Here is a 23,102-nt window from a genome sequence, read left to right as displayed (position 1 = left end):
CACGTGGGATGCGGTCCCGAGGGCTTGTGGGGTCGGATAGCTGACCAGTCGGCTCACGGTCGGGTGTCCCGCCGACCAAGTGCCACCGAACGTCCTCATCTGCCGCGAAGTGAGCGTTCTCCAGCGTCGTCGTCTGGATCGCCACCGTTGTGGTCGCGGTGGCGATCCAGCCGGACTCGGGTTATCGGGATGTGGGGAAGGTCGGCAGGCCGAGGTTGACCTGGCGGGTGATGCGCGTCAGCCTCAACGCGTCAGCCCGCTTGTCGCGCAGGCACTGGAGGGTCCGGTCGACCCCCTCGATCTCGCCCAGCCAGCCCTCGGACGCGGCACGCTTCCTCCGCTCCTCCAGGTCGGCCTCCAACTCGTCCAAACGGGGCAGCATCTTCGGGTTGACATGCAGCTGGGCGCACCTCAGACAGGCGTGCTCATGCGGGCAGTCTGTCCCATATGGGCGCCCGCAAGAGCCGAGCTCGACCTTGCGCTTGTCGAAGTGCTCCTCGAACTCGGTCCACTCCTCCTCGGTGGCCGGGCGGTACTCCTCCTCCGGCCGCATGGCGCGGCGGCGCGCGAGGAAGTCCTGGACGTGCCGAATCACGTCCTCGGTGAACACCGCGACATAGCCCTGAGTGGTCTGAAGCGACAAATGACCGAGCAACGCCGCCCCGATGTGGATCGGCAGGCCGTTGTTAACCACGTCCGTGGCGAACAGCCTCCGGAAATCATGCGGGGTGAAATGCAGTCCCCGGAACTGCGGGTCGGTCTCGCTGATGGCCTCGCAGCGCTTGCGCAGGTTGTTCAGGACGGTGCTGGCGCTGGTCACCCGGCGGACCCCGCCGATCTGCCGCTGAAACAGGTAAGGCATCGGCGCGGTGAACTGCCGATCGTGGGCGTCGTAACGGGGCACTAGCGGGACCGGGCCATGCTGGGTCTGGCGCATCACGATCATCGCGATCACGTGGAACAGTTCCGCCGACATGGGGATGACGCGCTCCCGGTCGGTCTTGGACGGGGCGATGACCAGCAGCGCGATCACCTCCCCGTTGGGCCGCTGGTACTGCCGGACGCTGGTGTGCGCCAACTCGACCAGCTCCTCCGCCCTCACACCGGTGTGGCGCAGGACCTCCACGTAGGCGAATTCCCAGAAGGCCGCCTCCTCCTCGTCGGCCAGCGAGCGCACCTTGCCGGTCTGCTCGTCGCGCACCCGCACCGACGGGAACTGCGGGTCGTCGTGGTGCCGCTGGTCCTGGCGGCTGCCCATCCGCGTGTAGGAGCGCCCAGCGTGGCTGAACCCCTCGCCCAGCGGCGCGGCGCGCGCGGCCTCCAGCAACTCCTTCAAGCCGCTGTAGCGCTCCTCGACATGCGCCACCAGGGTCGGCAGCAGCGGCTGGCGCACCCGGACGCGGTCGGCCATACGCTCGTTGATCCGCCTGCGGCGCTTGCCGAACCCCCGCAGGTCCGCAGGTGGGATCGGGCACGGCGCGGCCCACCGCGCCCACCGCTGCGGTTCCTCCAGCGCCCAGCTCTGCAAGTCCATGTAGAACGAGCGCACACTCAGCAGGATCGTGGCGCCGCCGTCCGCCCGGGGCTTGCCGTCCTTGCGGACGCGCACCTCCTCGCGCCACTGGTCGTAGACCTCTTGCGGGATGCTGAGGTCACGCTGCCCCGGGGCGAGTTTCTCGATCTTGCCCCAGAACTCCCCCGCGAGCTGCCGCGCGAGGCCTTCGCGGGTCGGGTAGTCGGTGTCGCCCTGGCGGCGCACGAGGTAGTCGATGATCAGCTGCCGCACCTCAGGGTCGCGGACCCCTTGGAAGTCAACCATCTCCTCGGGCGACTTCTGGCCCTTGTAGATGGAGGAGCGCAGCGTGGGCGGCGTCCCCGGCGGGAAATGGCCCATGCCGTGCAGGATGTCCCAGGCCAGCAGGCCCGCGAACCGGTTGGAGTCTGAGCGCGCGGACACGACCAGGTTCAGCCTGCGGCACTCGTTGGCGTAGAACAACAGCGCCTCCGGGGACAGGTCGGCTATCGCGATGCCCTGGGTGGTCAACGCGCAGCACACGTCGGCCAGTGCCCGGTACTGGTGGCGCTCGGACGCGCGGGCGCGCCTGGCCTCCTCGAAGAACTTGTCCAGCAACGGGTCGCCCTGCGCCTCCTGGAACGCGTAGGGGTACTGGTTGAACTTGTTGCCCCGGAACGCGGTCAACGAGGGCGTGATCACCCGCAGGCACAGCAGCGCCTTCAACCCGTGGGTGAGGTTGTAGCCGCGGTACTTGTCGGGGTCCAGGTCGCTGACCGGTCGCTCGCCGGCGTCCAGGCCGCTGGCCAGCCATCGCTCCTGCCAGGTCCGGCCCTCGAAGCCCTCCAGGCGCTCCAGCAGGTGCCGGGTACCTGACCTGCGCTTCTGCCTGGGCGAGTCGACCTGTGAGCCAAGCTTGTCGCCCGCGAGCTTCACCAACTCCTCGATCGTCGCCCGGGACAGGTCGCCGAACGGCCGCGGCGGTGTAGCCGGGGCGGCGGGGGCCGCCTCGATCGCGTCGATGGCGAACCGAGACCGCAGTTCCCTCCTCTCGGCGTCCCTCTCGCGCAGCACGGGGGAACGCCGGTTGCGCAACGTGTACCGCTCAGCCACCGAACACCGCCTTGACGTCGGCCTCGTCGTACCCAGCCGCGAACGTCCGCTGCGGGCGCGGCCGGTTGTAGTGCTCCTGAAGCTTGTCGAACATGTCCTCCACCCGGACGGTCATGTAGCGGCCCGTGGTCTCGATGTTGGCGTGCCGCAGCACCGCCTGGACATCTCGCAAGGTCATCTCCGAGTCGTTGGCCATCCTGGTCGAGGCAGTGTGCCGAAGATCGTGCAGCGACCAGTTCGTGCCCAGCTTCTCGTTGGCCCGCTGCAAAACCCGCCGCATCGCCCAATACGACAGCGCCCTGGTCACACCCCGGCGCGTGCGCCACAGCGGCTCGTCAGGGCCGGGAAGGCCGACGGCGTCCAGGTAGCGCGTCAGGTACCGGATCGCCTCCGGTGAGATCGGCACTGCCTGCCGCAGCCGCGTGCCCTTCGAGATCACATACAGGCGCGACCCGGCCCAGTCCACATCCCCCAGGGCCACACCGAGCAACTCGCTGGCCCTGGCCCCGCTGGACACGTAGCACAACAACAGCGACCGGTCCCGGTCGCAGGTCATGGCGGCGAACAACTCGTCCCACATCGCGTCCGGGATCGCCCGGGGAGTCGTGTCCGCGACCCGCTGCCGCAACCGCGCCCGCTTGAACCGCTGCTTGGCGTCGATCGGGCTGCGGTGCGCCAGCGCCATCCGCCGAGCCCGTGAGGACGGCACCGGGTTCGCCGCCGGACCCCTGCCGAAATGCTGGTGATAGGCGTAAAACCCATACACGGCAGTCAAACAGTGGTTGATCGTCCTCGGGGCGTACCCCTCGGCCAGCGTCGGCTTGCCCGTCCGGATGTTCACCGTCCCCGGCGTGGCCCCGCCCGCGCGAGTCCGCCTGCGCTGCGGGTTGCGCGCGGTCCTCATCCAGCCGACCAGGACGTCAACATCCGAGCCGGTCGCGCGCTCCCAATCCACCTCCAACGCCCACAGCACCCTTCTCTGCACTTGTCAAGGTCCAGGCACTATCGGTCCGGCGTAGGCCAGTCGTAGAGTCCGCGTATGACGGATGATCAGCCAAGAGCAGACGGCCCGCCCCGGGAGCAGCTTTGGCCTGCGGCCAGCGTCTTCATGCAGGTAGACCATGAAGGCAGGGTGCTGCTGTCGTTTGATCGGACACCGGACACGACCAAGGTGGGTCTGGAGCTTCCGCAGCAGGCAGATCGTCTCGTTGCCATGCACGTTGCGGTAGTGAGGGCGGCGCGGATGTTGACGGGCGCCAAATCTGAGTCCGATGCGATCAGGCTGCTTCTTGAACTGGCGAAGAGGGAAGAGCGTGAACGTCTTCGCCCGGCGACCAAGGTCACCGAGCCTGCAAAGGCATGGCGTAGTACCCCACTGCCGGACTTGAAGCGCGAATATCCGGTCGGCAAGGATCGAGATCCTCGCGAAATCCCAAGTGGCCTGCCTGATAGCAATCGACAACGGCACTGATTGCCGGTGCCAGCACCGGGCTTTCTCATGGAGGCCTCTGGATCGTGGGTATACCGAGGTTGACGGGGGCGATGCGGGCCAGGCGTCGGGTCTGGTCCCGTTTTTGGCGCAGGAAGGTGAGGGTGAGGTCGATGCCTTCGACTTCTCCGAGCCAGCCCTCGTGCTGAGCTCGACTGCGGCGGGCTTGGAGGTCATCTTCGATCTCGTCGAGCCGCGGCAGCATCTTCGGATTGATGTTGATCATGGGACATCGCAGGCAGGCGTGTTCGTGCTGGCAAGGGGTGCCATAGGGGCGGGCGCATCCGCCGAGTTCGACTTTGCGCTGGTCGAAATGCTCCTCGAACCCGAGCCATTCGGGTTCGGTGATCGGCCGATACTCATCGGAGGGTCTGGCTTGGCGGCGCCGGTCAAGAAATCCCTGGTAGTGACGGATCACGTCTTCGTTGAACACGGCAACGTATCCCCGAGTTGTTTGAAGATTCAAGTGTCCGAGTAGGGCTGCGCCGATGTGGATCGGCAGCCCGCTGTTCACCAGTTCCGTGGCCAGCAGCCTCCGGAAGTCGTGCGGGGTGAAGCTGGCGGCGAGGAAACCGGGATTCTGCTCGGCGAGTTCCTCGCAGCGGCGTTTGAGCATGTTCACGATGGTGGTATCGGAGATGACCTCGTGTTTGGTGCCGATCTTGCGTTGGAACAGGAACGGCATGGGTGGGCTGCTCTGCCGCTCTTTCGGATCGTAGCGGGGCAGCAACGGGATGGTCTTGCCCTCGGTGGTGTGACGCCGGACCATAGCCGCGACGACGGCGAACAGCTCGGCAGACATGGGGATGACACGTTCCCGGTCACTCTTGGACGGGGCGACGACCAGCAAAGCGATCACTTCGCCGTTGGGCCGCTGGTACTGGCGGATACTGAGATGGGTGAGTTCAAGAGCCTCTTCTATGCGGACGCCCGAATGCCGAAGAACTTCAACGATCGCCCACTCCCAGAAGGCAGCGTCTTCGGTGTGGGTGAGGTTGATGTACTTGCCGTTGTCCAGGTCGCGGACGCGGACGTTGGCTTGTCCTCCGAGCCTGACGCGTCGTTCATCCACCCGGCTCCACAGACGCTCGTAGGTGCGGCCCTCAACAGTGACGGTTTCGCCGCCCGTCGCGGTAGTGGCCTGCTCGAGGAGTTCACGCAGGTGGCCGTACCGGTTCTCCATATGCTCCACGAGCGTGCTCAACAGCGGTTGCCGCTGGCGGGTGCGGTCGTCCATACGTTCCTTGACGCGGCGTTTGCGGATCCCGTAGCCGCGGACATCAGCGTCGGAGACGGGACAGGGTGCCACCCAAATCGCCCACTGCTCGGGTTCCGCGGCAGCCCACGCCTGCAGATCGGAGTAGAACGCTCGAACCGCTCGCAGGATGGGATCGAAATCGCGGCGCCCTTTGCCATCGACGCGGACCGCGACCTGATCCCGCCATCGCTGATAGAGCTCGGAGTCAATCCGCAGGTCCGGCTGGTCGGGGGCAAGGTGCTCGATCGTTGCCCAGAAGTTGCTGACCAGATGCCGGGACAGGTTGTCCAGCGTCGAGTAGTCCAGCTCGGGTTTGCGTCGTTCCAGGTAGGCGATGAGCAGTTGCCGGGCCCCTGCATGGCGAATCTTGTAGCGGTCGACCAGCTCTTCGACCGTCAACCGCCCGTTCAGCAATGCCGCCTTCAACGTCGCGGGCCCGTGGGAGGGGAAGTGGTCCATCGCGTGGAGCACCTGCCAGGCCAGATGCCCGGGGAACCGGCTGCCAGCACCGCGCGCTCCCAGCACCAGCCCCTGGCGGCGGCACTCCCACGCGTAGTGCAGAAAAGCTGCGGGAGTCAGGTCGGCCAACCTGATGCCTTGGGTGGTGAGCGCGACCGCGACGTCGAACAGTGCGGAGCCATGGTGGATCGGGTTCACCGGCGTGGCCTGCACCTCGGCCCAGAACTTCTCCAGCAGCGGGTCGCTCTGTGCGGCGAGGAAACGTCGCCCGTAGTAGAGGAAGATGTTCGACCGGAAGGCCTCCAACGACGGCTGGATGATCCGCAAGCAGAACAGGCAGGCAGCCCCCGTCCCGATCTGGCTCCTCTCCCGGGGCGCCGATCGCAGGACGGAAACGGGACTCCCTGATTTGTTGAACCCGCTAGCCTCCCACCGGTCTTGCCAGGTCTCGCCCGGGAATTGGCTCAGGTGATGCAGGAGGTCGCGGGCGCCGCGGCTTCGGTTCCACCGGTTGTCGGCTGACTTGGTCAGCCACGTCGTGCGAACCGCCTCCGCGATTTCCTCGATGGAGGCGCGCGTCAGATCGCCTTGAGGTCGCGGCGGGACTGCAGGGATTGGGGCCGGAGCGGCCTTCACGCTGACGAAGCGGCTGATGCCCTTCTTGCTCTGCCGGACGGAGGCATGGGCTTCAGCCACCGAATACCGCCTTGATGTCGTCGGGGTCATAGCCGGCGGCGAACGTGCGCTGCGGGCGGGGTTTGGTGTAGTGCTCCTGGAGCTTGTCGTGCATGTCCTCGACCCGGGCGGTGAGGTAGCGCCCGGTGGTGTCGAGGTGCGCATGCCGCAAGATCGTCTGAACTTCTGCGAGAGTGAGCCGTTCGTCCCCGGCCATCCTCGTCGCCGCAGTGTGACGGGCGTCGTGCAAGGTCCAGTTCGTGCCGAGCTTGTCGTTGGCCCGCTGGAGGATGCGCCGCATCGCCCAGTAAGTCAACGGTCGCGGATTCCCGCGGCGGGTGCGCCACACGGGCTCACCAGGTGCCGGTAGCCCATCGACGGCCAGATAGCTGCCCAGGTAGCGGAAGGCGTTCGGGGAAGCCGGCACGGGCTGCCGGATGCGGGTCCCTTTGCTGATCACGTAGATCAGCTGGCCCGGCCAGTCGATGTCGTCCAGGCCGACACCCAGCAGCTCGCTCGCCCTGGCTCCGGAGGAGACGTAGAACTCCAGCAGTGCCCGGTCACGATCGCAGCCCATCCCGGCGAACAACTCGTCCCACAGGTGGTCGGGGATAGATCTTGGTGCCTGCACGGGTATCTTCTGCCGCAGCCGACCCCGGCGGAACACCGGTACCGCCTCCAACGGGGAACGGTGCGCGAGAGCCTGACGACGCCCGCGCGATCCTGGCACCGGATTGACCACCGGCCCGGCCCCGAACCGAGCATGGAAAGCATAGAAGCCGCTGACCACGGTGAGGTTGTGATTGATCGTGCTCGGTGCGTACCCTTCCCGCAGCGACGGCTTGCCAGTCTTCAGGTTCACCGACCCTGGGGGCGGAGACGAACTGTTCCGTCGGCGGAGCCGTTGCGGGTTGTGCGCCTCCCGCAACCAACCCACCAGCAACGCGACCTCTGCCTCCGTGGCCTTGTCCCATGAGGTCTGCACAAACCAGAGCAGCCGGTGCCACCGCAACAGCCCGAACCCGTAGCTACGGCACGTCAGCGGGCTGACGTCTCCCAGCATCAGATCCCGTAGGTAGGCGCTGACCGGCTCCACCTCGCAGCCATCCGCGTCGACCACCACGTACGGCAGATACGGGACCGCCCCAGTGATGACCGCGCCGACAGCGGGCACCGAGCATTGCCCTTCCAGCAGGGCACGTCGTACGTCCTCGACCACATCATGCTCCTTGAGAAGCCAAGCGATCCACCTGGCTGAAGATCAGAGACATAGTGCAGTTAATAGGACTGAACCATCGCAGCAGGTCGTAGCCGTAGCTGCGGCTGGTCAGCGGGCTCATGTCGCTCAACGCCAGGTCTCGCAGGTACCGGGTCACCGGCTCGACCTCCACGCCAGCCGAGTCGACCACCACGAACGGGGGAAGCTTCCCCTTCGCCGCAGTTACCGCCCCGACCCGGCCGAGGTCCGCCTGCCCCTCCATGAGCAGCCGTCGTAGATCAGACATTCACCAAACCCTTTCAGTCCCGGATAGACAGTCCATCCTTGATCAGATCGGACTTGGTGCAGTCAACCGAACACTTGCGGACGCCTGCCACCTGGGGGACCGTGCCCACGGCGAGCATCTCGTCGGACAGCCTGTAGACGCCGCCGATGTGGCAGACCCGCGGTTGCCGGGTGTCGTCCAGGACCACGATGCCGTCGCTCTCGGAGGCGCCGGCGCGGGCGACCTGCACGGTGCGGACGCCGTAGCGCCGCAGCAGCGGGTAGACGAACCGCTCGACCAGGCGGGCGCTCTCCGGCCATTCAATGCCCGTCTGCGAAGTGATCACGACAAGATCGCGCAGGTCGAAGTCGCGGGAGCTGGGGTCGAGCAGCCAGCGCAGCAGGATGGCTGTGCTGTCGACGCCCAGCCCGTAGGAGAGGATGACCAAGCGGCGGGTCTCCCCGCCGCTTGGCGCCGGGGAGGTCATCCCTGCAGCGGGGGAAGCACGCCGGCGAGGCGGGCGGCGCGGGCCCGGCGGGCCTGCATCCGGAGCTTGATCTGCGGCTGGGTGGGCGGCTCCCAGCAGTGGGAGCCGATGAAGCGGTCACCGTCGTTCATGCTGATCCACAGGATCCCGTGGCCGCGCCTGTCGACCTGGCACCACCGGCAGGAGTAGGGGGCGATGGTGCCGGGGTGGCCGAGGTTCGTGTCGGCGAGCTGAGGCACCGTACCGTGCGGCTGCCACTCGTCGCCGGGCGTCTCCCGGACCACGATGTGGCAGGCGATGTCGTAATCGGCCCACTCGCCGCGCTCCCGGCGGGCCGCGTCCTGCGCCCAGGCGAGGTCGCCAAGCTTGGGGCCGCGCCGGACGGTCCGGACGTTGCCGTAGATGCGGTCGGTGTAGCGGATTCCGTACTCCATCGCACGTCCCCTTGGGTAGTGGTGGAATTTTTGTTGTATCATAATCATAACTTTCAATGCTTTTGATAGCACTTGATTGGTGCGTGAAGTGCAGAAATATTGCCTTCGCCCACGGCGGCCATGCCTCAGCCGGCCGGCTCTTCCACCCCGAGGAAGGGGCGGCCGCCCCACAATCGGGGCCGCCCCTCCCTGGCGGTACTCACCCGGCTTGGGTGAGCAGATTGCTGAACTGGTCGTTGACCAGCTGCAGCGACGCCTTCGTGTCATCCAGGCTGGAGTTGAGCAGCAGGGCGTGCTCGGCGGTCGCCGCCTGCAGGGCGCGGAACCTCTTGTACAGGTCCTGGACTTTTCCCTCGGCGTAGCCTCCGGCCTGGGCTATAGCGATGTCGGCCGCCAGCTTGTCCAGGTCCTCCTTCGCTCGCGTGGTGAACGCCGCGATGACCATCTCCTGTAGCTCCTCCTCGTCGGGGAGGGGGACGCGGGCCAGGTGGCTGCCCGCTCCGAACCGCTTGGCCAGATCACGCAGCGCGGCGAGCGGTTCGGCGTGCGCGCGGTGCACGAAGTACACGCCGCCGGAGGCGCGGACCCTCACCGCGTTCAGCGCCTCCACGTAGGTGCGGATGACCGAGCGGAGCCGGTCGCTGGTGTAGAAGTGGCACCGGTCCTTGTAGGTCTTCTCGATGTCGGCCAGCGTCTGCTGCACCTTCGCCTGCTCGTCTTCGGACAAAGCGGCGATCGCGGTGTGGTCGGGGTTGACCTGCAGGACACCGACACCGGGCCGGCCGCTGTTCAGCGGGTCACGCCAGAACAGGATCTCCGCGAGCCGCGTGTTGTAGGACAGCTTCTTCTGCCCTTCGTCGCGCACCTCACGTACCAGGTGGCGGGTGATCTTCAGGTTGTCGCGGCTCACGTGGCGGACCATCAGCGTCACCTCGGTGATCTCCTCCCCCGGTGCGCGGCGCCGCCGGCTGGAGGCGTCGCCGAGCCGGTAGGTGGAGCGAACCCCGGTCTTGCCGGTCACCTGCTCGTAGGCGTCGCACTCGCGGATCGGCGGGGGCAGGAACTTGTCGTCCAGGCCGAGCTCCAGGAACGAGCGGTGCAGGGCGTCGCGGGTGACCCTCCCATCGAAGATCGAGTAGAGGACGAGGTAGCCGAGGATCGGGGTGTCGCCCTGCTCCATCGCGGTCGCGTACGCGCTGAACCCTTCGAGGGTCTCTCTCGCGCCGCCCTGCTTCGCTCCGGTCTCCGGGGCTGCGTCGAGGATGGGGGCGGGTGTCTGGCTGCTCATGGTGGTGATCCCCTCTGATGGAAGCTGAAACGGCCGTTTGTCTCCGGTCGCCTACGGTGTGAGGTGCGTGATGCCAGGGATGGAGTCGACAGCGCGGCCGGTGGCTTGCGCCTGCTCGGCGGTCGCGAGGAGCTGGTGGTCAGGTATTCCGAGCGTTTCGCGGAGCTGATTCAGCGTGCAGCCGCACATCTCCCAGGACTGGTGGAGCTCACCGCCGTCGGAGGTCGGCTCGGTGATGCTCAAGACGCCGGAGGTGTGGTCGGCATGCGGGCCGACTCGCTCAGAGCGGGGTCTGGGGGCCATGCCGGTTCTCCTGAATGACGGGGCGTTGATCACTGGGCGGGTCAGATAAGGCGGAACAAGTCGCGGCTGCCGTCGAGGTCGACCAGGTCTGTGACGCTGCGAAGGTTGTCGCACAGCTCCTCCAGGACCTGGCCGGGGTGGAACGCGACGGACACGCCGAACACCCGGTAGCCCAGGGTGGTTTTGCGTTGCCGCCACTGCTCCATCCAGTCGGGGGCGACATGGCAATCGCCGTCGGTGATCAGCACGATGTCTCCGCGTTGCGTGCCGTCCGCGTTGTACTGCTCGGCCAGGACGTCGGCCGCCAGGTCGAGCGGCTCCTGAAAGTCGGTGCCTCCGCCGAAGAAGTGCTCCCCCATCTCCAGAAGGGCGCTGATGTCGGCCCGGCCTTTCGGGAAGTGGAACGCCTTCTGCTGCCCGGAGCTGGAGAACAGGATGCCGACGAAGTCCCGGCCGGAGGCTCGGGCCTGGTCCAGCAGCGCCAGCGTGCAGGCTTTCGCCCACGCCTCCCGGGAGATCCCGGCCGCCTCTTCCTCGGCCATGGAGTACGAGCAGTCGACGCAGGCGATGATGGCTCCCTGGCCGGCCTGCTCCTCGTCCCGCGAGTCGTACATCATCAGCCGCCCCTCGGCGAGGCGGACAGCGAACTCTCCTCGCAGCACCGGCACGGCGAGCGCGACCAGCTCCGAGGGCACCAGCCGTGACAGGTCATCGCCGAGGGTGATCCCGACCAGCTCGCCTGCGGTGTGCTCCATTTTGCGGGCCCGCTCGCCGGCCGCCATGGTCCGAAACCGGCCGATCAGTTTCGCGAATGCCGCCATCCGGTTCCCGGCGAGCCGCTGGGCGAGCTGGCTGCGCTCCTCGAAGCTCATCCGTTCCAACCGGCCGGGGTCGATACCCCAGCCGGACATCAGGTCCGCCTCGGCTTGGGCCTCTTCGGCGGCTTTGGCGGCGGCGGCGCGCGCCGCGGCGCGGATGCCGGGCGCCGCCTGGGCCAATGCCCGCCGGGCATCCGCGTCGGCCTGACCGGCGGCGGCCTCGGCGGCTTCGGCGGCTGCGATCGCGGCCGCCGCCTGGTCCCCGACGTCGTCCGGGACGTGGCCGTCGTCGTCGGCGGAGGCCTCCGCTTCTTCCATCGCCGCCTGCACGGCCTGCGCCGCCTGCGCCGCCTGCTGCCGGGCTTCCGTCGCGGCATGCTCGGCTTCCCGTGCCTTCCGGGTGTGCTCCAGGGTGCCGCGTAGCGCGGTGCCCTGCGCCAGTACCGCCATCGCCGCGGCGTAGGGGTCGCCGACGGTGTTGCGGTGCAGGTCCCGGAACTCCGGCGATTCCATCAGCGCCGAGACGACCTGGTGGTTCACCATCCGGGAAGGGTCCATGTGGGTGCGGTCGCGCATCTGGGGCGCTGCCTTGTAGGCGGCGGTCCACATGTCGCGCAGCAGGTCGGTGGTGTAGCTGTGCCGGTCGGCCAGCTCGTCGGCCAGCTCCCCCAGCGCGGGCGCCTGGCCGTAGGTCTCCTTCCAGCCCATCTCGTCGAACCGGTCGAATCCGACCGCCTGCGTGTGCAGGGTCGGGGCGGGGGTGGCGGCCAGGCCGAGCCACCTGCCGGCCCGGGTGGCGAGGTCTTTCAGTTTCGCCAGCGGCTTCGTCGCGCTCATGTAGCTTGCTCCTTCGGTCTCAGATGCTGACGTTGAAGCCGAGGGCCTCGGTCATGATGCGGGTGTGCACGGCCCGGTGGCGGTCGAGGACCTCGTCCAGGGTGGTGGTGGACCTACCGGCCGCCTGCGACTGATCGCGCAGGTCCTTCAGCTTCGAGCCCGCTCGGGCGAGCTTCCCGTTCGCTTCCTGAATCGCCCAGTTGGACAGGTCCTCACGGCCCTGGCCCGCCATGGCGTCCAGCTGGGTGTTCAGCTCCTCGATCCCATCGAGCAGGTCCAACGCTGCGCGGGAGTGCGGGTTGACGAGCTGCAGCACTTCCCGCTCGACGGTGGGCCGGTCCGCGGGCCTGTCCCACAGGACGTGGACCAGCATCGCCAGGTCGTCGGGGGTGACGTGGCCGCGGCCGTCGAGGTAGGCGGCGGCCTGCAGCAGCCTGACTGATTTCTTCCACCGGCGGTCGGAGGCGATGAGTCCGGCGTGGCGGAGTGCGGCCCGTAGCGTGCACAGGGCCTCCAGGATGGGGTCGGGGACGTCGATGCGGGGTACGTGAGTTTGGACCGCGGTCTGCAGGTCGGCCAGCAGTACCGTCGTCGGCGCGGCCGGCGGGGCGGCCGGGGTGGTGGCCGAGCGGAGCAGCTGCGTGAAGTTGGACGGGTCGGCCAGGTAGCCGACCTCGATGCGGACCAGCAGGCGGTCGTACACCGCGGAGTTCTCATCCGCCGGTAGTTCGTTGGACGCGGTGATCGCGGAGATGAGGGGGCAGCGGATCGGGGCGCCACCCGACTCCGGGTGGTAGAGGCGCTCGTTGAGGAGCGCCAAGAGTTCGTTCAACGCCGCCGGCCCGCACTTGAAGATCTCGTCGATGAACGCGATGTCCGCCCTGGTCGCACGGCCGTCCCACACTTGCTGGTAGTCGCCCTTCATGAGCGCCGCGACGTCGATCGGGCCGAACATGCGCTTGGGGTCGGCGTACTTGCTGAGCAGGATCTCCCAGTACTGGGCGCCGTGGATGCGGCCGGTGAGGTCGCGGGCGACCTCACTTTTGGCGGTGCCGGGCGGGCCGAGGATCAGGCTGTGCTCGCCGGCCAGCATGCAGGACACCAGCACCTTCACCACGCTGGTCCGCTCCAGGTAGCGGGCGGCCAGCTCGCCGATGATGGCTCGCAGTCGCGCTGAGGTGGCGGACCCGTTGCCGGGGTCGGCGGGCGGTGCTACCGGTGCTGCCTGCTGGGTGCTGTTCGTCATTGCCCCTCCTGGTCCAGTGCGGATCCTCAAGATCCGTTGCATATCTGAATCATATGAAACCACTGATTTGATATCAATCGATTTGCCATTAAAGACCTTCCTACCGGCAGAGATAACTCAACAAATCGGGACAGGGACGCTCCGCGATCCATTGGCGGTGGAAGCGGGCACCGGCTCGGCGTTCACTGGCGCCCGCTCCGGCACGGCACACCCTGAGCGCACGCACGCACCCGGCCGATGCGGTCGCGAGCCCGTCAGCGTGGCCCTCCCCGACCCGCACGGGCCGACACCATGGCCGGCCGAGGACGTCGTTCCCCTGTTCCTCGTGACCGTGACGGAGATGCGTTTCACACTGAGGCCATGACTGACTTTCTGATCGAGGCGCGCAACCACCTCGTGTCCCCTGAGCGCCTGCGCGAAGTGACGGCGCTGCTGGACATCCCCGGTCTGGACGAGGCCGAGACGAACAGCGGCGCACCGCGACATCGACAGCAGGCGACGCTGTACGCGAAGATCGCCGACTGGGCCAAGGTGTCGGCGCGAGCGTCCGATCAGCTCGGAACGCAGGACTTCTCCCAGATCACCACCCAATACGCGTACCTGATCGAGGCGGTCGAAGAGCACCTCACGTCCTGGTGGGCGGCTCCGGGCGAGGAGTCCACGGCCGGCGTCGAGAAGTCGGCCGACACGGCGGAGACCTTCGCCCTGGCCGTCCTGGACCGCTACCTGCGGTACCTGACCGAACATCTCGACGACTTCAGCATGTGGCTGGACTCCGACCTCCACCTCCGGGTGTCCGTCTGGGATGCGCGCGCAGTCGCCGTCTCCAGCAGGCACGCGCCACGTCTCGACGACTACCCGCCGGACATGTACGGCCGGGTGCTCAAACAGACCAAGGTCGCGCCGCACGCGGTGGAGATCCGCACCCCCCGCCAGGTGCGGCGCCACGTGGACAACCATCGGGCTTGAGCGACGCCCCGGCGGGCGGAGCATCAGCTCGGCGGTCATCGCGCTGCCGCCCCGGCCAGGACTGCCGCCGCCTGGTCGTCGAGCGGATCCAGGAGCACGATGCTGGTGTCCGCCTGGGCGGCCAGGTCGACCGCGCGCCGCCCGGCGGCCAGGATCTCGCCGGTGCGGGCGCTCGCCCTACCGGTCAGTTCCTGCTCGGTCCACGGCCGGCGCGGCTTGCCCGACGCGGTGAGCCCCTCACCGAGGGCGGCCGGGGTCGAGGCGAGGTGCCCGCGGATCATCTCGTACAGGGCCACCACGGCGTCGGCGGCCGCCGCGTCGCCGGCGGCATCCAGACGGGCGGCGTCCAACCCGGCGAGGATCTCCCCCATCGACAGGCGTTCGGTGAACCGGTCGCCGAGCTCGGTCTCCGCCCACCGGTAGTCGGCGGCCAGGGCGGGACGTAGCGCCGCCGCGAGCATCAGGTCCTGCAGCGACGCCAGCACACATAGAGCGCATGAGAGCCGGGCCAAACCCCACGAGTATCCGGCGTGCGGGCGCAGACCCGACTCCTTGATCTGGTCCCATACGTCGCGGAGCGTCCAGTCGCGGATCGGCAACCAGCGGGTGATGGTCCGGTTGCCCGACGAGCGGCGTTCGTTGATCTGAACCACCGGCTGGGCGGCGCGGCCGGCGGACTCCTCGCCGCGCAGGCCCAGGCAGTACAGCACTTCCACCGGCCGGTCGGGGTCGACGCCGAGCGCCTGCCAGAACTCGGCGACCGCCTCGGTGATCCACGTCATCGACGGGTTTTCCTTCTGGTCGCTGGTGCACCAGCGGGCGTTGTTCGCCATCCACCGGCGACGCTGGCCGAGGAGCTGGTCCCACAGGCCGCCGCCCGGCCGGCGCCGGACGACGAACTCGAACCCGTACGCCTCGGCGTGCTCGCGGGCGGCTGCTTCGACGCCCGACCATTCGACCGGCTCGCCTGAGCGGGTGACGCCGAGGTGGTTGTGCAGGACGACGACGCGGCCTCGGTAGCCCTGCTCGCGGATCAGCTTCGCGACGTACGCCAGGAGCGCCATGCTGTCCTTGCCGGCCGAGCTGCAGATCACGATCAGGTCGTAGGCGTGCAGGTTGAGGACCGGCCGGTCGGCGAGCTGGACCGCGACCGGGGCGGGCTGGGCCGGGGCGGGCATGTCGAGGGCGAGCTGCTGCGGGGGACGCAGGGCGGCCAGCGCCGGGTGTGGTGTGGCCGGCCCGCCCATCAGAGCGCCCCGTGGCAGGTGACGGTGTAGTTCGGGTTTCCGACGCGCGCCTCGATCCTGGAGCCCGCCCAGTCGCCCGCCGCGACCGACTGAACGAGGTGACCCGCGGGGCACAGGATCATGATTCGGCCGTAGTCGGTACGGCGGGCCAGGGGGCGGCCGGTGTGCGGCTCGGGGTCGGGACGCCTGAGGGCGGGGATGTCGAGGGCCAGCTGCACGGGGCGGATCACAGCTCTTTGCGCCAGGCGGCGTTCTCGCGGCGGCGGTTGATCCGCACCCACTTGCGGCGGTTCCTGCGGGAGACGAGTGCGAGCGGGTCGTGGCCCGCGCAGCACACTTCGAGATCCCTCTTCTTGCCCAGCATCTTGGTCTGCATGAGGACTCCTCCTGTCAGGCGGCGGAGGGCCGGGCGCTCGGCGACCGGCCCGGGTGGGCTACTGGACTGCGGCGCTGATCCGGAAGATGACGTCCCCGGCCGCCATCTTGTGCTCGTAGTACTCGAAGCTGTCCTCCAGGTAGTGGACGTAGACGATGTGACCACCGGCCTCCTGGGCGGAGACCTGGCGGACGACCGCGGGGAAGCTGTCGGCCGCCTCGCCCGGTTCGGTGGGCTCACCGGGGATGGCTACGACGTCGCCCGTGTTGAGGTCGTCCGCGCCGACCGTCTTGTTGTCGGCGATCGTGGGGACGTCGATGCAGGCGCTGATGGGGGTGATGCACTTGCTCATCTGCTTGCTCCTCAGGTGGAAGGTGGGAAGTAATTTTTTGCGATATCAAAACAATATCAATCCATCGTTTTGATATCACATTGTTCACACGAGGATTTCGAGAAGTTTTCGCAGCTCATAGCCAGTTTCGGGGTGCCGACGCCTCAGCCGCTGCGGCTCTCCCCCGGCGCGCCTGCGGGCTCCCGCCGCGACGGGAGCCCGCGGGTGATCGACGATCACCAGGGGCGGGCGTCCCAGACGACGGTGACGCGCCAGCGGCCCGGAGTGATGGGCAGCTCGTCGGCGGCGGCCTCCGCGTTGGTCAGCTCTTCGAGGTGGCAGTTGTGGTAGAGCCAGATCAGGACCCGCTTCTCGGCCTCCGGACCGTTGCCGGCGTCGATCGCGTAGAACGCCTTCGCGGTCCGCTCATCCAGGTCGCCTTCGCGGCCGAGCTGGTCGACGTTCCACTGGTTGTTGGGCAGCTTCGGCATCAGGTCGTCCAGGGTGCTTCCCATGTCGGAGGTTTCCTTTCCTCGGTGTTCGGGTGTGGAGCCCGGCCTACGCCGGTGCTTGAACGGCCCTTTCAGGCGCGCGGCGGCTCGTTCGCGCCATGTCGTCGAAGCCCTTGACTTCCGTGAGTGCTCGATGAAGGCGCAGGCGCACCGCCCGCGCAGGACTGTTCAGCGCAGACGGCGCAGCTGCGGGCGGACCGCCAGGCCCCGTCTCCTCCGGCGGGCCGGTGCGTGGCCGGCTCGCCGCAGGCCCGGCAGAGGTACGGCGCATCCGGCGCGAACTCGGCGGCCGCGCACCTCCGGCACAGCAGCCGCCCGTCCCAGGTGTGGACCCAATGCCGGCTCGCAGCCTCGTCAGCTGCGGCCTGGGTGTCGTGGTGGCCGACCCACATGCCGCCGTCGTCGGCGCTGGCGTCGATCTCGCCACAGCCGGCGCAGTCGGCGACGTAGCAGGAGCGGTCCCTGTGGACGATCCGGTATGGCGCGTCCTGCGGCCGGGCCTCGATCACCGAGACGAGACGCCGGCGAGCACCTTCCGCGCGCGCGAAGTGCATGCGGGCGCCGGTCCCGTCGACGGCCTCCCCTGCGACGCTGACGATGGCGAAGCAGCACGCCGGCAGGTCGACCAGGTACCGGTCGGCCAGGTCCGCGACCTGGTGGGCGAGGACCATGCGGTTGACCCCGAGCGGCGTCTCCCGGTACTCGCTCACCAGGTCGATCAGCTGGTTGCCGATCTCCTCCGGCACCTGGTCGGCGAGGTTATGGATCGGGCGTTCCGAAAGGGACATGATGACCTCCAGGTCAGGGGGCGGGGTGAGTGGCTACGGGTGCGGCTGAGACGGCCGTGAAGGGGCCGGGGAGTTCCACGTCGTGAAGGGTGTAGGACTCGTCGCCTTCCTGACGACGCCGGATCTTGAAGTACAGCTCGACCGCCTCCTCGTCGTCATCCGGCGGCGTGTCCGGCACCTCGGCGTCCTCCTCGTCGGTGACCCGATGCCAGGTGTCGCGGATCTCCCCCGCCAGGTGGGCGACAGCCTCCTGCCGGGAGGCGTGAACGGTGACCTCACCGGTGGTGCGGGCATCGGTGTCGTGGTGCAGCACCCACACGGTCACGTTGGCGAGCACAGCCGCGACCGCCGCAGGGATCGTCACCATGTGCAGCCAGTACCACTCGTCCTTGACCACGCGGAAGAACGCGTCGACCGCGCCCTGGTCGTCGTCCGGCGGAGTCGCAGGCAGGCCCAGGTCGCTGCGACCCGCCCACCGTTCACGGACCTCGATGGCCAGGCAGTGAATGGCCGCTTCCCGGGAGCCGTGCAGAACGACGTCGCTGGGGCTGCCGTCGTCGAACCGCAACGCCCACACGGTGACCCACTCCGGCTCGGGGGCGGCCGCGCCGGGTGCGGGTTCCGGCAAGTTGATGTCGCGGACATAGAAGTCGTACGGCCGGCGCTTCCAGTCGACCTCATCCAGCACCTGGTGGCAGACGCCGAAGAGGAGCGCGTCGGCCAGGGTCCTCTCGATCTGCTCTCGGGCGTGACGCGGGAGGCCGATGCCAGGGACGTCCGACTCCCGGTGCCAGGCGGTGCGTCCGTCGTGGACAGACACCAGGCTGACGCGGGAACCGCGGGTGCTGTGGGGGATGGCGTGGGAGAAGTCGGCCGCGATGCGAGACGCGTTCGGAAAGTGCTCACGGATCCGGTGGGCGGCCAGGGCGAGGCACCGCTGCAGGTGCTCCCGCCGCGCCTGAGCGGCCGCCTGCCGCGCCTGGTCTGCCAGGTTGGCCAGGGCCTTCTGCGGGTCCGGGGTCGCGGTGTCAGTGCTGGTCATCTCGGCGTGCTCCTCAGGCTGGTCAGGTATGGCGGGTTGGGTGGTCATGACGTCGGCGTGTCCTCGCCTTCGAACTCAGCCATGTGAAGGTCGTAGGCGCGCTCAGCGAGTGCGAGCTGGTGGGCGCTGAGGGTTTCGTCGCCAATGCCGTTGCCGCCGCCGGCCGCTTCGCCGGCGGTGCGGGCCAGGCAGTCGAGTTCGAGCGGCGTGAACTCGCCGGCGATACCGGGCAGCGGGGCGGGCACGGTCGTGCCGTTGGCTCGGGCCAGGTTGCTGTCATCGAACACAGGCGTGCCGTTGATAGTGACTTGGAGGGGGATGGTGGAGTCGGGCCGCCGAAGCGCCGACCATGTCTCCTCCAGGTCGACGGAGACGCACAGGGCTCCTGTCTCGTGGTGCAGATAGACGAAGACGAGGACACCGGCGACGGACACGGCGGGCAGGGTCTCGTCATCGATCTTGGGCAGGGGTCCGGCGAGCCGGTTGGCTGCGGCGCAGTAGGCGTCGCTCAGGACGTCGTGAGCGTCGGGGAATGTCTCGGCGGCGGCGTCCAGGACCTGCCGCTGCTGCTCGCCGGTCAGCCCGTTGAACACGTTGTCGTTTTTCAGGTGCGCGCGGGCGCGCACCTTCGGGAACAGGGCCGCCTTGGCGGCCGCGAACACCGCGTCGTGCATGAACGGGTAGTCGTCGTGCCCGGCGCCGCGCAGGGCGGCGACCTGCGCGAGGGTGGCGAGCGCCTGGGGCAGGGTGCCGCCGCGGGCCAGGCACTCGTGCGCGGCCTGGATAGGGCTGCTGGCCGGTGTGGGGGTGGCGGGTCGCTCGGCAGTGGCGGGGGTGGTGTCGGGGGTTGTCATGCGCCCTCCCTGGGGATGGGGCCGGGGGCTGCGCGGTGCGCGCCCCCGGCGGGTTGGTCACTGGTCGGTGCAGGTGGTCAGAGGAGGCCGCCGTGGGCGGCGTACCAGCGGCCGAGGACCTCGCCGTACTCGTCGTGCTGGCCGTCGTCGACGATCTCGACGTCGCGGGAGAAGCCGTCGTCGGTGCGGACCGCGATGGCGGTCAGGCAGGTGGCGTTGCCGCCGGCGAGTTCGGCCTTGGCGGGCGCCTTGACGTATCCGACGTAGTAGCCCTTGGCGGCGTCGTTGGCTCGGGCGTTTTCGGCCTTCTTGGCCTTGGAGGGGCCGAACCAGCCGCGGGTGCGGCCGTTGGGGTCGTCGGTGGCCAGCAGCACCCAGTAGTAACCCCACTCGCCCTGTACCCGCTTGGCCGCCACCAGGTTGCCGGTGGTGTCGAACAACGCGGGGAAAACCGCCCGGCCGCCGGCCTCCTCGATGTCGGCCTGCAGGCGCTTCTCGGCGGCCATCAGGCCGGATGCCCACTGAGACCGGAAGCCGTCGGTGTCGCAGCGCTCGCGGGACTCGTAGACGTCACGGTCGTGCTGGGCTGCCTGCTCGCGGAGGGCGGTGGCGGTGGCGGTCATAGCGGGCGCTCCTGCCTATAGGGGGTAGAAGTGGTCTGCAATTCATACACTACAGATGTACGGTTACAGTTGCAATTGTTACCAGACATGAAGTGGGCAGAATTGCGCCCTGAGCAGGGGTTTTTACTCGGCCCGCCTCGCGTCTGTCGCGGGCTACGCCGGCTGGATGTCGGCGGCGGGCTCGCCGCGCGCCTCACGAATCTTCGCGACGATCAGTCTCCGAACCTGGGCGGCGTCCAGCCCTTCGAGTTCGGCCAGCGTGACCTTGCCCTGGACCTCGTCGTAGCTCACCGTGTCGGTGTGCATCTTCTGGTGGGCGAGCTTCTTGCATTGGGCGATGGTCCACACCGGGGAGCCCTTCGCAATCCAGTAGTGCGCCCACGGGATGCTCACGCTCTTGGCGTTGGCCCGCACTACCTCCACCGCCGTCTCATGGACGATCACGAAGCCGCCGTCCTTGAAGTCGTCGCGGCTCCAGATCTTCACTCCGCGCGCCTGGGCTTCGGCGATGATCCCGCGCCAGTACTCGATCTGCTCGTCCAGGTCGGCGATGTCGGCCTCGCGGCGGGCTTTCCACGCATCCGACGGCTCGACCCGGTAGCTGCCGCTGCCGTTGCCGTAGTCGTGGATCAGCGTGGCGCCCTCGGGTGCCTCCTCGCCTTGCCCCACCTCCTTGGTCCAGCCTTTTTCCAGCTCGCGCACGATGCCCCGCCGGCCGGCTTCCAGCTTGCTGATGCGCCGCAGCGTCGTGCCCGGGTTGGTGCGGTGTTGTTGCTGGTGCTCGGCCGCATCGGCGCGGGTCGCCCAGTACTTGCCGCGCTTCACCTCCCCGAAGCCGCGGTCCTCCTTGTCGTTGCGGCGCTCCTCTTGGCGGACGGTCCGGTTGTAGCTGTAGTGGCCGAGCAGGTGCGGTTGCCCGAGCGGGATGTGCGAGCGTTCTTCCCGGACCTGCTCCAGCATGCGTTCGCCTCGCGCGATCGCGGTGTCGGCACGCGCGCCGTAGCGTTCGGCCCGGTCCTCGGCCCGGTTGTTGCGGTCGGCTTCGGCTTCGGCGAACGACCGGCCGCGGGTGACGTCGTCGACGTCGACCTCGACGGTGAAGCCGGCCGCGCGCAGCGCTCCCGCTGCCGCGTCGATGATCCAGCGCTTCGCGGCCTTGTCTTGGGACTGGGGGACGTACAGGCCCACGTTGTGGGAGAAGCGGAACCCGTGCTGGCGGATGATCGGCCACACGCCGTCGCCCTTCACCGAGTTCTCGACCAGCGTGCCCTCAGCGCGGGTGTGCACGATCCGGATCACATTGCTGCCGTCGTCGGCCTCGGGGCCGGCCTGGGCGGTGTTGCCGGTGTGGGTCATCGGACTCCTCGCTCTCGTTGTGTGCGGGTTGCGGCGGTCTGGCGGGTGCCGCCGTGGCCGGCCACGGCCTGCACGGTGGAGTTGCGGTCGCAGGGGGCGCACCAGCGGCCCGCACCGGCGACCCAGCCCCTCTCCTCGGGGGTGACGCCCTCCCATTCGGTGTGCTCGGCCTGGTGGCCGCACACGAGGTGCAGAGTGAAGGAGGTGGTCGGGGTGCCGGCGGGGAAAGACATGTGACGCTCCTTCGCTGAGGGGGGCGGAGGCGGCGCGGATCGCCGCCTCCGGCGCGTGCGGGTTACTCGCAGCCGGTCTGGCCGGGCGCGTGGGGCATGAAGCACGACGAGCAGCTAGCGGCTTGGATCTTCGCCGCCTGCCGCTCGTTGATCGCGCGCTGGCGGTTCGCCTCGAGTGCCGCGGCGTGTGTGTCGATCCGCTGCTGCAGCTGGTGGGCTTCCGCGGTGCGGGCCCATGCCTCGTAGGCTTCGATCTCTTTGAAGACGCTGCGGATGTCTTCGAACGAGCTGTGCAGGGTGAGCGGCCGGGTGGGTAGAGCGACTCCCGCTCGTGCCTTCGCCGCGGCGAGGTCTGCGGCGAGCTGGTCGTAGTAGGCGGTGGTGCCGGGGAGAACGCTCATGCCCTGCTCCTTTGCTAGCTAAGCCCGAATTTGTATATCTTGATCATAGCTTTCTATTTTTCTGATATTGTCTTGGGCGGCGGGATGAGCCGAAGAATTTTCCGGCCCCGGGAGCGGGTCAGGCGGCGAACAGGTGGAGTTGCTTGGGCTGGGCCAGGTGCCAGCTGTGGTTGCGTATCGTGCACCCGTCCTGGCCGGTCGGGATGACGGCCAGGACGGTGTTGATGGTGGTCCCGGACTCCTTGAACGACTCGGCCGGTAGGGGGATGAGCTCGCCTCCGTTGTGATGGACGAGCTCGCGGAACTCGGCGTAGACGCGGTCGGTTCGCCACGTGACGGACGCCGGGAGGACTGACACCAGGACCGCGTCGTCGGCCATGAAGCCCATCGCATGGTTGACGTGATCAAGGGCATAGTCGAACGGCGGATTCATAACCACCCGTTGGAAACCGGTCGCGTAGTCCAGCGGCTTGACGTCGGTGAGGAAGTTGCCGTGCAGGACGAGGCGGGCGTAGCCGCTGTCCTGCAGAACGGCGGCGCGCCGCTCGTCGATCTCGACGCAGTCGACGATGCCGCCACGGGTGGCGGCCGGACCGGCGATGCAACCGGTCCCGGCGGACGGCTCCAGGACGGTCAGGCCCGCGTACTGCTCGCTGATGCCGGCGAGGAACAGGATCTCCTCCACGACCCGCGGCGGGGTCGGGAACCATCCCAGGTCGCTGCCGGAGACGAACTCGCCGGACAGGACGATCTGCCGCACCAGCTCGGTGACGTCGAACGGGAAGACGACGCGTGCGTTGGCCTTCCTGCGGCCGTCCCAGTTCCCGCCGACGGCCCTGAGCACCTTGGTCGTGGCCTCGTACAGGGGCTTGCCCAGCTCCCAGGGGATGCGGATGCTGTCGCCGTCGACCACCAGGCGCGGGTCGGCCAGCACATCGAGGACATCGGGGCGAATCTTCAACGGGG

26 protein-coding genes are annotated in these 23,102 nt (G+C 68.3%); 2 read left to right on the top strand and 24 right to left on the bottom strand.

What is annotated here, in order from left to right:
* Positions 1–181 precede the first annotated feature (181 nt).
* On the bottom strand, positions 182–2,626 hold the full coding sequence (locus tag ACIHAD_RS12580; RefSeq protein WP_397354467.1) for a tyrosine-type recombinase/integrase: 2,445 nt from the start codon (positions 2,624–2,626) through the stop codon (positions 182–184).
* Positions 2,619–3,581, bottom strand: coding sequence for a tyrosine-type recombinase/integrase (locus ACIHAD_RS12575; RefSeq protein ID WP_397354660.1), 963 nt, complete (start codon positions 3,579–3,581; stop codon positions 2,619–2,621). The genes ACIHAD_RS12580 and ACIHAD_RS12575 overlap by 8 nt, the downstream gene beginning before the upstream one ends.
* 84 nt (positions 3,582–3,665) lie before the next feature.
* Between ACIHAD_RS12575 and ACIHAD_RS12570 the strand changes: the two genes are divergently transcribed.
* A complete protein-coding gene (locus ACIHAD_RS12570) occupies positions 3,666–4,097 on the top strand; it encodes a hypothetical protein (protein ID WP_397354466.1) in 432 nt (143 codons plus the stop codon).
* Positions 4,098–4,122: 25 nt separating this feature from the next.
* Here the strand turns inward: ACIHAD_RS12570 and ACIHAD_RS12565 are convergent, their stop codons facing one another.
* The 9 genes from ACIHAD_RS12565 to ACIHAD_RS12525 all read right to left on the bottom strand — a co-directional run bounded on the left by ACIHAD_RS12565 (position 4,123) and on the right by ACIHAD_RS12525 (position 13,404).
* Positions 4,123–6,528 (bottom strand): tyrosine-type recombinase/integrase, encoded by a 2,406-nt coding sequence (locus ACIHAD_RS12565; RefSeq protein WP_397354465.1) that lies wholly within the window; start codon positions 6,526–6,528, stop codon positions 4,123–4,125.
* Positions 6,521–7,726, bottom strand: coding sequence for a tyrosine-type recombinase/integrase (locus tag ACIHAD_RS12560; protein ID WP_397354464.1), 1,206 nt, complete (start codon positions 7,724–7,726; stop codon positions 6,521–6,523). The genes ACIHAD_RS12565 and ACIHAD_RS12560 overlap by 8 nt, the downstream gene beginning before the upstream one ends.
* A 1-nt stretch (position 7,727) precedes the next feature.
* Positions 7,728–8,012, bottom strand: coding sequence for a hypothetical protein (locus ACIHAD_RS12555; protein ID WP_397354463.1), 285 nt, complete (start codon positions 8,010–8,012; stop codon positions 7,728–7,730).
* Positions 8,013–8,025: 13 nt separating this feature from the next.
* Positions 8,026–8,439 carry a hypothetical protein gene (locus ACIHAD_RS12550; RefSeq protein WP_397354462.1) on the bottom strand — a complete coding sequence of 138 codons (414 nt, stop codon included), beginning with the start codon at positions 8,437–8,439 and terminating at the stop codon, positions 8,026–8,028.
* Between the two features lie 35 nt (positions 8,440–8,474).
* Positions 8,475–8,912: a hypothetical protein gene (locus tag ACIHAD_RS12545; protein ID WP_397354461.1), complete on the bottom strand. Its 438-nt coding sequence runs from the start codon at positions 8,910–8,912 to the stop codon at positions 8,475–8,477.
* Between the two features lie 199 nt (positions 8,913–9,111).
* Positions 9,112–10,200, bottom strand: coding sequence for a DUF6744 family protein (locus ACIHAD_RS12540; RefSeq protein ID WP_397354460.1), 1,089 nt, complete (start codon positions 10,198–10,200; stop codon positions 9,112–9,114).
* Between the two features lie 51 nt (positions 10,201–10,251).
* Positions 10,252–10,503: a hypothetical protein gene (locus ACIHAD_RS12535; protein ID WP_397354459.1), complete on the bottom strand. Its 252-nt coding sequence runs from the start codon at positions 10,501–10,503 to the stop codon at positions 10,252–10,254.
* 41 nt (positions 10,504–10,544) lie between these two features.
* Positions 10,545–12,158 (bottom strand): VWA domain-containing protein, encoded by a 1,614-nt coding sequence (locus ACIHAD_RS12530; RefSeq protein ID WP_397354458.1) that lies wholly within the window; start codon positions 12,156–12,158, stop codon positions 10,545–10,547.
* Positions 12,159–12,177: 19 nt separating this feature from the next.
* On the bottom strand, positions 12,178–13,404 hold the full coding sequence (locus ACIHAD_RS12525; protein ID WP_397354457.1) for an AAA family ATPase: 1,227 nt from the start codon (positions 13,402–13,404) through the stop codon (positions 12,178–12,180).
* 360 nt (positions 13,405–13,764) lie between these two features.
* Between ACIHAD_RS12525 and ACIHAD_RS12520 the strand changes: the two genes are divergently transcribed.
* Positions 13,765–14,373 carry a hypothetical protein gene (locus tag ACIHAD_RS12520; protein WP_397354456.1) on the top strand — a complete coding sequence of 203 codons (609 nt, stop codon included), beginning with the start codon at positions 13,765–13,767 and terminating at the stop codon, positions 14,371–14,373.
* Positions 14,374–14,408: 35 nt separating this feature from the next.
* On the opposite strand, the gene ACIHAD_RS12515 is transcribed toward ACIHAD_RS12520, so the two are convergent.
* The 13 genes from ACIHAD_RS12515 to ACIHAD_RS12455 all read right to left on the bottom strand — a co-directional run bounded on the left by ACIHAD_RS12515 (position 14,409) and on the right by ACIHAD_RS12455 (position 23,097).
* Positions 14,409–15,620: a phosphoadenosine phosphosulfate reductase family protein gene (locus ACIHAD_RS12515; RefSeq protein ID WP_397354455.1), complete on the bottom strand. Its 1,212-nt coding sequence runs from the start codon at positions 15,618–15,620 to the stop codon at positions 14,409–14,411.
* Positions 15,620–15,838, bottom strand: coding sequence for a hypothetical protein (locus tag ACIHAD_RS12510; RefSeq protein WP_397354454.1), 219 nt, complete (start codon positions 15,836–15,838; stop codon positions 15,620–15,622). The genes ACIHAD_RS12515 and ACIHAD_RS12510 overlap by 1 nt, the downstream gene beginning before the upstream one ends.
* 8 nt (positions 15,839–15,846) lie before the next feature.
* Positions 15,847–15,996: a hypothetical protein gene (locus ACIHAD_RS12505; RefSeq protein ID WP_397354453.1), complete on the bottom strand. Its 150-nt coding sequence runs from the start codon at positions 15,994–15,996 to the stop codon at positions 15,847–15,849.
* 58 nt (positions 15,997–16,054) lie between these two features.
* Entirely contained in the window at positions 16,055–16,348 is a 294-nt protein-coding gene (locus ACIHAD_RS12500) for a hypothetical protein (RefSeq protein WP_397354452.1), read from the bottom strand.
* A 215-nt stretch (positions 16,349–16,563) separates the two neighbouring features.
* Positions 16,564–16,842 (bottom strand): hypothetical protein, encoded by a 279-nt coding sequence (locus ACIHAD_RS12495; protein WP_397354451.1) that lies wholly within the window; start codon positions 16,840–16,842, stop codon positions 16,564–16,566.
* 68 nt (positions 16,843–16,910) lie between these two features.
* Positions 16,911–17,627, bottom strand: a complete 717-nt coding sequence (locus tag ACIHAD_RS12490) for a hypothetical protein (RefSeq protein ID WP_397354450.1) — start codon at positions 17,625–17,627, stop codon at positions 16,911–16,913.
* 13 nt (positions 17,628–17,640) lie between these two features.
* The gene (locus ACIHAD_RS12485) at positions 17,641–18,669 is read right to left on the bottom strand and encodes a hypothetical protein (RefSeq protein ID WP_397354449.1); all 1,029 of its coding nucleotides are present in this window, start codon (positions 18,667–18,669) and stop codon (positions 17,641–17,643) included.
* 44 nt (positions 18,670–18,713) lie between these two features.
* Positions 18,714–19,523 (bottom strand): hypothetical protein, encoded by an 810-nt coding sequence (locus ACIHAD_RS12480; RefSeq protein WP_397354448.1) that lies wholly within the window; start codon positions 19,521–19,523, stop codon positions 18,714–18,716.
* A gap of 77 nt (positions 19,524–19,600) precedes the next feature.
* A complete protein-coding gene (locus tag ACIHAD_RS12475) occupies positions 19,601–20,146 on the bottom strand; it encodes a hypothetical protein (protein ID WP_397354447.1) in 546 nt (181 codons plus the stop codon).
* Between the two features lie 153 nt (positions 20,147–20,299).
* A complete protein-coding gene (locus tag ACIHAD_RS12470; protein ID WP_397354446.1) occupies positions 20,300–21,502 on the bottom strand; it encodes a DUF3560 domain-containing protein in 1,203 nt (400 codons plus the stop codon).
* The gene (locus ACIHAD_RS12465) at positions 21,499–21,735 is read right to left on the bottom strand and encodes a hypothetical protein (RefSeq protein ID WP_397354445.1); all 237 of its coding nucleotides are present in this window, start codon (positions 21,733–21,735) and stop codon (positions 21,499–21,501) included. The genes ACIHAD_RS12470 and ACIHAD_RS12465 overlap by 4 nt, the downstream gene beginning before the upstream one ends.
* Positions 21,736–21,797: 62 nt before the next feature.
* Positions 21,798–22,136, bottom strand: coding sequence for a hypothetical protein (locus tag ACIHAD_RS12460; protein ID WP_397354444.1), 339 nt, complete (start codon positions 22,134–22,136; stop codon positions 21,798–21,800).
* 118 nt (positions 22,137–22,254) lie between these two features.
* Positions 22,255–23,097, bottom strand: coding sequence for a hypothetical protein (locus tag ACIHAD_RS12455; protein ID WP_397354443.1), 843 nt, complete (start codon positions 23,095–23,097; stop codon positions 22,255–22,257).
* Positions 23,098–23,102 lie beyond the last annotated feature (5 nt).

The sequence above is a fragment of the Nonomuraea sp. NPDC052265 genome, from assembly GCF_044547985.1.
Classification (GTDB): Bacteria; Actinomycetota; Actinomycetes; order Streptosporangiales; family Streptosporangiaceae; genus Nonomuraea.
Note: the sequence above shows the minus strand (reverse complement) of the source record. Positions and strands in the feature narration are given on the sequence as shown.

Excerpts from the sequence above, each read along its gene's own strand:
- ACIHAD_RS12570 (WP_397354466.1), top strand. The coding sequence starts at position 3,666 with ATGACGGATGATCAGCCAAGAGCAGACGGCCCGCCCCGGGAGCAGCTT.
- ACIHAD_RS12555 (WP_397354463.1), bottom strand. The coding sequence starts at position 8,012 with ATGTCTGATCTACGACGGCTGCTCATGGAGGGGCAGGCGGACCTCGGC.
- ACIHAD_RS12545 (WP_397354461.1), bottom strand. The coding sequence starts at position 8,912 with ATGGAGTACGGAATCCGCTACACCGACCGCATCTACGGCAACGTCCGG.
- ACIHAD_RS12540 (WP_397354460.1), bottom strand. The coding sequence starts at position 10,200 with ATGAGCAGCCAGACACCCGCCCCCATCCTCGACGCAGCCCCGGAGACC.
- ACIHAD_RS12535 (WP_397354459.1), bottom strand. The coding sequence starts at position 10,503 with ATGGCCCCCAGACCCCGCTCTGAGCGAGTCGGCCCGCATGCCGACCAC.
- ACIHAD_RS12530 (WP_397354458.1), bottom strand. The coding sequence starts at position 12,158 with ATGAGCGCGACGAAGCCGCTGGCGAAACTGAAAGACCTCGCCACCCGG.
- ACIHAD_RS12525 (WP_397354457.1), bottom strand. The coding sequence starts at position 13,404 with ATGACGAACAGCACCCAGCAGGCAGCACCGGTAGCACCGCCCGCCGAC.
- ACIHAD_RS12520 (WP_397354456.1), top strand. The coding sequence starts at position 13,765 with ATGACTGACTTTCTGATCGAGGCGCGCAACCACCTCGTGTCCCCTGAG.
- ACIHAD_RS12515 (WP_397354455.1), bottom strand. The coding sequence starts at position 15,620 with ATGGGCGGGCCGGCCACACCACACCCGGCGCTGGCCGCCCTGCGTCCC.
- ACIHAD_RS12505 (WP_397354453.1), bottom strand. The coding sequence starts at position 15,996 with ATGCAGACCAAGATGCTGGGCAAGAAGAGGGATCTCGAAGTGTGCTGC.
- ACIHAD_RS12500 (WP_397354452.1), bottom strand. The coding sequence starts at position 16,348 with ATGAGCAAGTGCATCACCCCCATCAGCGCCTGCATCGACGTCCCCACG.
- ACIHAD_RS12495 (WP_397354451.1), bottom strand. The coding sequence starts at position 16,842 with ATGGGAAGCACCCTGGACGACCTGATGCCGAAGCTGCCCAACAACCAG.
- ACIHAD_RS12490 (WP_397354450.1), bottom strand. The coding sequence starts at position 17,627 with ATGTCCCTTTCGGAACGCCCGATCCATAACCTCGCCGACCAGGTGCCG.
- ACIHAD_RS12485 (WP_397354449.1), bottom strand. The coding sequence starts at position 18,669 with ATGACCAGCACTGACACCGCGACCCCGGACCCGCAGAAGGCCCTGGCC.
- ACIHAD_RS12480 (WP_397354448.1), bottom strand. The coding sequence starts at position 19,523 with ATGACAACCCCCGACACCACCCCCGCCACTGCCGAGCGACCCGCCACC.
- ACIHAD_RS12475 (WP_397354447.1), bottom strand. The coding sequence starts at position 20,146 with ATGACCGCCACCGCCACCGCCCTCCGCGAGCAGGCAGCCCAGCACGAC.
- ACIHAD_RS12470 (WP_397354446.1), bottom strand. The coding sequence starts at position 21,502 with ATGACCCACACCGGCAACACCGCCCAGGCCGGCCCCGAGGCCGACGAC.
- ACIHAD_RS12465 (WP_397354445.1), bottom strand. The coding sequence starts at position 21,735 with ATGTCTTTCCCCGCCGGCACCCCGACCACCTCCTTCACTCTGCACCTC.
- ACIHAD_RS12460 (WP_397354444.1), bottom strand. The coding sequence starts at position 22,136 with ATGAGCGTTCTCCCCGGCACCACCGCCTACTACGACCAGCTCGCCGCA.